This window comes from Nocardia sp. CC201C, assembly GCF_030010695.1.
GTDB classification, from domain to species: Bacteria; Actinomycetota; Actinomycetes; order Mycobacteriales; family Mycobacteriaceae; genus Nocardia; species Nocardia otitidiscaviarum.
Genome location: NZ_JASCXP010000336.1, coordinates 1 through 8253, shown reverse-complemented (window position 1 = coordinate 8253; position 8253 = coordinate 1). Strand labels below are relative to the sequence as shown.

8 protein-coding genes are annotated in these 8253 nt (G+C 69.4%); 4 read left to right on the top strand and 4 right to left on the bottom strand.

Annotation, left to right across the window (positions count from 1 at the left end; translation table 11 throughout):
* From QK444_RS27410 to QK444_RS27400, 3 genes are all read left to right on the top strand, one after another.
* Positions 1 to 1221, top strand: a 1221-nt coding sequence (locus tag QK444_RS27410) for an ATP-dependent DNA helicase UvrD2 (RefSeq protein WP_282785039.1), incomplete at its 5' end; no start/stop codon positions are given.
* 189 nt (positions 1222 to 1410) lie between these two features.
* Positions 1411 to 1776: a hypothetical protein gene (locus tag QK444_RS27405; protein ID WP_029931675.1), complete on the top strand. Its 366-nt coding sequence runs from the start codon at positions 1411 to 1413 to the stop codon at positions 1774 to 1776.
* Between the two features lie 135 nt (positions 1777 to 1911).
* Entirely contained in the window at positions 1912 to 2223 is a 312-nt protein-coding gene (locus QK444_RS27400; protein ID WP_081592652.1) for a WhiB family transcriptional regulator, read from the top strand.
* 198 nt (positions 2224 to 2421) lie between these two features.
* Here the strand turns inward: QK444_RS27400 and QK444_RS27395 are convergent, their stop codons facing one another.
* From QK444_RS27395 to QK444_RS27385, 3 genes are all read right to left on the bottom strand, one after another.
* On the bottom strand, positions 2422 to 3825 hold the full coding sequence (locus tag QK444_RS27395) for an AarF/UbiB family protein (RefSeq protein ID WP_052373675.1): 1404 nt from the start codon (positions 3823 to 3825) through the stop codon (positions 2422 to 2424).
* A 24-nt stretch (positions 3826 to 3849) separates the two neighbouring features.
* Positions 3850 to 4713 (bottom strand): hypothetical protein, encoded by an 864-nt coding sequence (locus QK444_RS27390; RefSeq protein WP_282785038.1) that lies wholly within the window; start codon positions 4711 to 4713, stop codon positions 3850 to 3852.
* A gap of 314 nt (positions 4714 to 5027) precedes the next feature.
* The gene (locus QK444_RS27385) at positions 5028 to 6461 is read right to left on the bottom strand and encodes a zinc-dependent metalloprotease (protein WP_282785037.1); all 1434 of its coding nucleotides are present in this window, start codon (positions 6459 to 6461) and stop codon (positions 5028 to 5030) included.
* 85 nt (positions 6462 to 6546) lie between these two features.
* On the opposite strand from QK444_RS27385, the gene QK444_RS27380 reads away from it, so the two are divergent.
* Positions 6547 to 7572 carry a PDZ domain-containing protein gene (locus tag QK444_RS27380; RefSeq protein WP_282785036.1) on the top strand — a complete coding sequence of 342 codons (1026 nt, stop codon included), beginning with the start codon at positions 6547 to 6549 and terminating at the stop codon, positions 7570 to 7572.
* Between the two features lie 12 nt (positions 7573 to 7584).
* Here the strand turns inward: QK444_RS27380 and QK444_RS27375 are convergent, their stop codons facing one another.
* Complete coding sequence (locus QK444_RS27375) at positions 7585 to 8184, bottom strand: PPA1309 family protein (protein ID WP_282785035.1); 600 nt, start codon at positions 8182 to 8184, stop codon at positions 7585 to 7587.
* Positions 8185 to 8253 lie beyond the last annotated feature (69 nt).

Here is an 8253-nt window from a genome sequence, read left to right as displayed (position 1 = left end):
GTCTGGGGCGGGGGGGGGGGCCGATGGGGGGGCACCCGCCTTAAACTCGTCGGCCAGCGCGCCGACGGCCCGGAGCCGGGCTTCGCCGAGTACGACGACGAGCCCGCCGAGGCGGCGGCCGTGGCCCGCGCCATCGCGAAACTGCTCGGCACGGGCGTGCCCGCCGCCGAGATCGCGGTGCTCTACCGCATCAACGCCCAGTCCGAGGTCTACGAACAGGCGCTCACCGAGGCGGGCATCCCGTATCAGGTGCGCGGCGGCGAGGGCTTCTTCCTGCGGCCGGAGGTGCGCCAAGCCGTCAGCACACTGCGTCAGACCGCCGGTCGCGACGACCTGCCCGATGCGCGCGGCGCGGACCTGGTCACCCTGGTGCGGGCCGCGCTGGCCCGGCTCGGGCTCACCACCGAGGAGCCCACCGGCGCGCAAGCCCGCGAACGCTGGTCCTCGCTGGTGGCCCTGGTGCAGCTCACCGAGGAGTTGACCGCCCACGACCCGGACCTGGACCTGCCCGGCCTGCTCCGCGAACTCGCCGCCCGTTCGGAGGCCCGGCATCCGCCGACGGTCCAGGGTGTCACCCTGGCCTCGCTGCACGCCGCCAAGGGACTGGAGTGGGACGCCGTCTTCCTGGTCGGTCTCGCCGACGGCACGCTGCCCATCGCGCACGTGCTCGGTCCGGACAACACCGTCGCCGACGAGGCGGCCCTGGAGGAGGAGCGGCGGCTGCTCTATGTGGGCGTCACCCGGGCCCGCGAGCATCTGCGGCTGTCCTGGGCGCTGGCTCGCACCGAGGGGGGACGCAGGGTGCGCCGCCGCTCCCGCTTCCTCGCCGGTCTGGTCCCCGACGACTCCCCGGCCTCGCGCATCGCCCAGCACACCACCGATCGCCGCGGTCCCAAGCGCGTTCATCCCACCTGCCGGATCTGCGGGCGACCACTGCTCAACACCACCGCGACCATGCTCGGCCGCTGTTCCCGCTGTCCGGCCGATCTGGATCCCGCACTGCTGGAAGCTCTGAAGGAATGGCGCAAGGAGAAGGCCGATGAGCTGTCGCTGCCGCATTTCGTGGTTTTCAGCGATACGACCCTGACCGCCATCGCGGAACAGCAGCCGACCGACGACCGCGCTCTGGTCGCCATTCCGGGTATCGGGGCGAAGAAGCTGCAGGCCTACGGCGCGGAGGTGATCGCCATCGTGCGGTCGCGGCTGCGCGCCTCCTCGTAGTTCCCGCGGCGGTGCCCCCAGCTTCGGGGGCTTGCCTCGCAAGAGGTGCGACAGGGCACAAAAACGCAGGTCAAAAATAGGTTGTGCACTGATGTATCGCCCGCTTAGGGTGGTTGTCATGCACCCGGGGTGTCACCCCGCGTGCATGAACACTTTCGATCGCAACGAGTTCAGGAGGGAGGCAGACCAATGACCACGAACGCAATGTCGACGACTTTGTCGATGCAAGCGATTGCGCCGTCCGTCGTGTCGGCCTCCCGGGGGATCCTCGCGCAGGGGATTCGTCTGTCCAGCGTGCGCGGCAGTGGCATCGGCGTCTCCGAATTCCGCAAGGTTTTCGAAACCGGACGTTATGCGCCGTCGCACATCGTCATGCAGGACAAGCCCAAGGGTGACTGGCAGCCGACCGCTGATCAGCCGATCGCTGATTTCGCCGTCTTCGGCGCCACCGCAGAGGCCGGACTCCGTCCGGTGCATCTGCCGGCGGCAGCCCGCACCCGCAATGCCCACCCAGCGACCGTGATCAGGCGTCGACACCGAAGTCGACCCAGGTAGGGAACACTCCCTGACCTCCGGCCACGGATCGCCCAGAAGCGAAACCGTGGCCACAGATTCAACGGCCCTTCAGCCACAGGCACCGGTTTCGCGGAAGACAACGCAACGACCGCTGCACGAGCTGAAGGAGAAGACGTGTCCACCACGGTCATCCGTGAACGCGCGACATGCCGAAACGTCACCCCGACCACCCGCACCCGCCGGGGAGTCGCTCTCAACATCCCTTGCCGGGTCGGCAACCCCGACCTCTGGTTCGCGGAGAGCCCCGCTCAGCTGGAAGAGGCCAAGGCGCTGTGCGCCTCCTGCCCGATCCGTCAGGGCTGCCTGACCGCCGCCCTGGATCGCGGTGAGCCGTGGGGCGTGTGGGGCGGTGAGATCTTCGACCAGGGTGTCGTGATCGCCCGCAAGCGGCCGCGTGGCCGCCCGCGCAAGGTCGCGGTGGCGTGAACGGCTCAGGCCCGGAGGCGGCAGCTTGCGTAACCACGCAGGGCCGTCGTTCACGCCGAGTCGAATGGGGCGTGATGCCCCTCCGCGACGGGGGAACGGAACACATACGACCCGCTCACTTCGCAGTGAGCGGGTCGTTGTACGTTCGGGGTCCGGTCGCGGCCGCGATGGCTGTATCGCTGTGGGGGAAAGTCTTTTTCAGCTCGCCCGACGGTTCTCGGCGTACCCCGGCACCCAGTCGTGCATGAGTTTCATGAACGGCACCTCGGCGTCGAGCTGGGCGCAGATGCCCACCGAGCCGCCCAGCACCCGGAAGATCATCACGTGCTCCGCCGGAAGCTGTAGGGCACGAGCGGTTTTCATCTCCGCACTGGTGATGTCGGTGGCCTTGCCCGCCACCCGCTGCATCCACCGCCGGGTGAAATGGAAGGTCTCGGTCTGGATGGGATCGGTGAACGGCCGCAGATAGTCCTGAATCTCCTGATGGCTCAGGCGCTTTCCGGGAATCACCCAACCGTGGGCGTGCAGCAGTTCGGTGAGTTCGTCGAAACGCTCCTCCACGGCCAATGCCACCATTTGGCCCAGAATCGGCGGGAAGCCCTGTGGCAGTGGCGCGCACGCGCCGTAGTCGATGACCGCGAGCCGACCGTCGGCGAGCATCATGAAATTGCCCGGATGCGGGTCGGCGTGCAGCAGCCCGGCGATCGCCGGGGAGGAGAAGTGGAATTCGGCCATCAGCCCGGCCACCCGATTGCGCAGTTCCAGGGTGCCCGCCGGATCCTGCTCGCCCTGCTTGATGATGGTCGAGACCGGGGTGGCGTCGTCGAGCCATTCGGTGACCACCACCTTGGGCGCGCTGGCCACCACCTTGGGCACCAGGAAGCGCGGATGCCCGTCGAAAGCCTTGGCGAACTGCCGCTGATTGCCCGCCTCGATGCGGTAGTCGAGCTCCTCTTCGGTGCGCTCGCTGATCTCGGCCAGAATCGGCTTCACATCCGCGCCCGGAATGAGCGAGCCGATCATGCCAGCCATGCGGTTGAGCGTCTTGAGATCCGCGCGCAGCGCCTCGTCCGCACCCGGATACTGCACCTTCACCGCGACGATGCGGCCGTCGGACCATTCGGCCTTGTGCACCTGACCGATACTGGCCGAGGCGGTGGGCTCGTCGTCGAAATGCTTGAACCGCTGCCGCCAGGCGGTGCCGAGCTGCTGGTCCAGCTGTTTGTGCACGGCGGCGGCGGGCATGGGCGGCGCGGCGGCCTGCAACTTGGTGAGGGCCTCGCGATAGTGCTCGCCGAACTCCTCCGGTACGGCGGCCTCCATGACGCTCAACGCCTGGCCGAACTTCATCGCCCCGCCCTTGAGCTCACCGAGCACCGCGAACAGCTGTTCGGCGGCTCGCTGGTTCAGCTCGGCGTTGATCTCCTTCTTGTCGCCCCCGGCGAGTTTGCGACCGAACCCTACGGCCGCCCGGCCCGCGATACCGAGTGGAATCTTGGCCAACTTGGCATTGCGGGAGGAGCGGCGGCTCACAATCTCAGACACGTCCCCATCATTGCCGACGTACCAGCCGATGTGCCATGGGAATTGGCTGATCTTCATCGACTCCATAGATAGTGTCCTCCATCACACTTCGGCCTGAACTGGGCTTTTCCGGCAATGGCAGGACGGGTGGGGCGGCCAGGTGCGGCGGTCGAGCCGTCGGGAATCCAGATTCAGCTCCAGGGTGGCGTTCAGTACGGTGGGCGGACGGTCGGGCTCGCCCGCCGCGACGGCCTCGATCTCGGCCAGCGCCAGGCCCGCGGTGGCCGCGATACCGGCCGCGCTGGCCTGGCCGACCCGTCCCAGCAGCTGCGCCGCCAGGTGCGGCCACTCCGGTTCGCGGTCGGCTCGATACCGGTCCGCGCACGACAGGCAACTGGTGACACCGGGCAGCACCAGTGGGCCGATGATGCCGCGACCGTCCCGAACGCAGACCTGTACATGTGGAATACGCAGCCGCACCAGCCTTTCCACCAGATCCGGAGCGGGCACCAGGGTGTCGGCCAGCACCACCAGTTGCGGTCGCCATGCGGTGGGCGGTGACTGCCCACGGGAGTGACTGGGACGCATGCCCATCCGCCGCAAGCCGAGCAGCAGGGCGTCGGACAGCGGGCCACGCCCGTGCAGATGCACCCCGCCCAGGAGCCGGATGCCCCCGACCCGCTCTGTACCGGCGCCGGCGAGCAGCCCGGCCGTCCGCATCTCCGCCAGCACCCCGCGCACGGTATCCGCCTCGATGCCGAGTTCGCGTGCGCGCCAGAGAATGCGCGGATAGCTGCACAGTCCGTCCAGCAGTCGCAGGAAGGCCAGCACCCGCTGGGTGTCGACCCCGGGTAGCCGCAGGATCAGCGCCCGACCCGGATCCCACCCCACCTGAACCCCGCCGTCGCGCCGCACCAGCACCGGATAGCGCGGGTGCAGCATCGGCCCCTGAACGCGCATGCTCATGCCCCGAAGTATGCGCGCCCCGGCCCCGACGCCAGCCAGCGAAAACACCTGCTGATCAGGCACTCGAACGGCTATCCACAGACCGATAGCCCGCCCGGGACATTGTGCACAACACCCCCGGATTCCACCTACTCGCGCGCCGCACGGCGACGGCCGCCACGCCCAACGCGCGGTACCTCGCTCCCGCGGAGACCTACCCGCCCGCCGCTCGCCGTCCGCCGCGCGCCTGTCACTTTCGCCGTCCACCGAAACACGAACGGCCGGAGCGCTGTCCGCTCCGGCCGTAGTCGCTGTGCTGTCAGGCGTCGCCGTTGTCAGGCGTCGTCGTCGCCCTTGCGCATGTCGATGTCCCCGGCGTCGCGGTCGTTCCCGCCGTCGCCCCGCTTCTCGTCGCGCTCTTGTTTCTCCCGGGCCTCGGTCTCGGCCAGCTGTGCCAGCGGATCGTCGAAGGCCGCGGTGCCGCCGCCGATCACCGAGTCGATGAATCCGGCGGGGGAGTCCAGGTCCGAGGAGTGCGGTAGCAGGTCGGGATGCGCCCAGACCCCATCGCGCTTCTCGATGCCCGCGTCGGTGGTCAGTCGCCGCCACAGCGCGGCCGCCTCGCGCACCTTGCGCGGCCGCAGCTCCAGCCCGACCAGGGTCGCGAAGGTCTGTTCGGCCGGACCGCCGGTGGCGCGGCGGCGGCGCAGCGTCTCCGCGAGCGCGCCCGCGCCCGGGAGCCGGTCGCCGACGGCATCGGTCACCACGACCTCGACCCAGCCCTCGATCAGCGCCAGCAGCGTCTCCAACCGCTCCAGCGCCGCCTTCTGTTCGGGCGTGGTCTGCGGTTCGAAGGTGCCCTGCGACAGCAGTTCCTCCAGTTTCGACGGATCCGCCAGCGACATCGGGTCGATGCTCTGCGCGGCCTGCTCGATGGCCGAGAAGTCCATGCGGATGCCGCGGGCGTAATCCTCCACCGCGCCCAGCACCTGCTGGCGCAGCCACGGGACATGCGCGAACAGGCGCTGATGGGCGACCTCGCGCGCGGCCAGATAGACCAGGGTCTCGCTCTCCGGCCGCTCCAGGCCCGCGCTGAACTCCGAGACGGCGGCGGGCAGCAGCGCGGCGGTGCCGTCCGGGCCGAGCGGCAGGCCGATATCGGTGGAGGTCAGCACCTCCTTGGCCAGCTGGCCCAGCGCCTGGCCCAGTTGCGAGCCGAACGCCAGCCCGCCCATCTGGCTCAGCATGCCCATCATCGGCCCGGCGAACTGCTTGGCCTCCTCGGGCAGTGTGGAGGTCCACATGCCCGAGATCTGCTCGGCCACCGGATCGCACAGCCGCTTCCAGGTGGGCAGCGTCTCCTCGAGCCAGTCGTTGGCGGTCCACGCGACGGCCTTGGTCGCGCCCGCGGGCAGCGTGGTGGCGGCATCCAGCCACAGTTCGGCCAGGTGCGCGGCATCGGTGACGGCGCGGCGGGTGCCCTCGGTCACCGGGCTGACGCCCGCGCCCAGCTGCTGGCGGGCCAGCCGCTTGGCGACGTCGTAGTTCACCGGACCCGATTGCGCGCCCGGCTGACCCATCCCGCTGAACATCGCGCCCAACTGACTGAGCATCTGCCCGAGTTGCGACGGGTCGAAGCCGCCCGCACCGCCCGGTCCGCCGATCATGAAACCGAACGGATCGTTCGGTCCGGACCCCGACTCGTCGCCCGGCTTCTTGCGCTCCGGATCGTCGTCGCGGTTCGAGAATCCGAACGGATAGTCACTCATACCCACTACGGTACTGGAGCCCGGCGGAGGTCGATCCGCGCAGCGGTGCGTCGCGATCGTGCCCATCACCAGTACCCTTGGCCCGGTGAACCGTCGGATATTCACCCTGCTCGCCGCTCTGATCCCCATTCTGATCCTGGGGGCTGTGGGTAGCGCCGTCAACGTCCCGTTCGTGGCGCTCGGTCCTGGCCCGACGTTCGACACGCTGGGTGAGGTCGGTGACAAACCCGTGGTCGAAGTGCGGGGAGTGCCGGTCGACGAGACCACCGGGCACCTGAATATGACGACGGTCTCCGTTCGCGACGGGCTGAATATCTTCGAGGCGTTCGGGCTGTGGCTGAGCGGTCAGCAGGGCCTGGTGCCGCGCGCGGAGGTGTACCCGCCCGGTATCTCCCGCGACGAGGTGGACAAGTCCAACAAGCTGGATTTCAAGCGCTCCGAGGACAATGCCGAGCTGGCGGCGCTGCACTACCTGGACATGCCGACCGTGGTGACGGTGCGCTCGGTGGCGGAGGACGGCCCCTCCAAGGATGTGCTGAAGGAGGGTGACGAGCTGATCAGCCTGGACGGCAAACCCCTCACCGCGGTACAGGATCTGCTGGACGCGGCGGCGTCCGCCAAGCCCGGGTCGACGGTGCCGATCGTGATCAAACGTGACGGCGTGGAGCAGACCGTCCAGCTCACCGTCGGCGCGCGGCCCGACGACGCCGAGAAGGGCTACCTGGGCGTCACCCCGACCGAGGCGGCGGTCGGCCCGCTCGAGGTGGACTTCAACCTCTCCGAGGTCGGCGGCCCCTCCGCCGGGCTCATCTTCAGCCTGGCGCTCATCGACAAGCTCACCCCGGGTGAACTCAACGGCGGCAAGTTCGTGGCGGGCACCGGCACGATCGACCCCGAGGGCAAGGTCGGCCCCATCGGCGGCATCCAGTACAAGATGATCGCCGCCCGTGAGGCCGGTGCCGAAACCTTCCTGGTCCCCGCCGCCAACTGCAATGAGGCCACACAGCGCACGCCCGACGGCCTGCGCCTGGTCCGTGTCGAAACCCTCAGCGGCGCAATCGAATCCCTGGAGAGCATCAACGCGGGCAAAGACTTCCCCACCTGCGAGTAGGGCCGGTCGGCGTCAGTCCTCCGGCTCGTTCTCCAGGGTGTGCCGCAGCGCCTCGATGATGTTGGGGGCCAGGTTGGGTGTGGTGCGCAGGTCGAGGTCGCCGAACGGGTCCTCCTCGTCCTCGGTGGGTCGCACGTGCAGCAGCGACAGCGCGGTGCCGTCGCGGAGCACGCCCGCGAAGAGGCGGGCCTCGCGGCGGTCGGGGTGGTTGTCGGCGGCGCGGCGTCCCGCGGCGTCGGCGGCGTCACGGTCGGCGAGCAGCGGCGCGATGGCATCGTCGAGGGTCTGCTCGGCGGTGGGCGGCAGCACCAGGATCTCCTGCACCAGCACCACCCCCGCCACCGCGGGCGGCCAACTGGTGGTGGCGAGGAACTCGTCCAGCGCCATCGGGTCCCCGGACACGTCCTCCGGCAGCGGGTCCTGCGCGATGGGGGTGTAGGCGTTCCCGCCGTCGAGCTGATCCAGCAGCGCGGGCTCCGCCGCCACGAGATCCTCGGTGGGCACCAGGGCGAACAGCCGCGGCGGCCGATCCCACCCTTCACCGTCGACGAACTCGGCCACTTCGCGGATACACCGGTACAGGGCAGACGCTGACCATTGCTCGGGATTCACACGCCCAATCCTCGCATCGGATACCGATTGTCCGTTGCCGGGGTCGCGGCCCGCCGCGCCGCCTGTCGC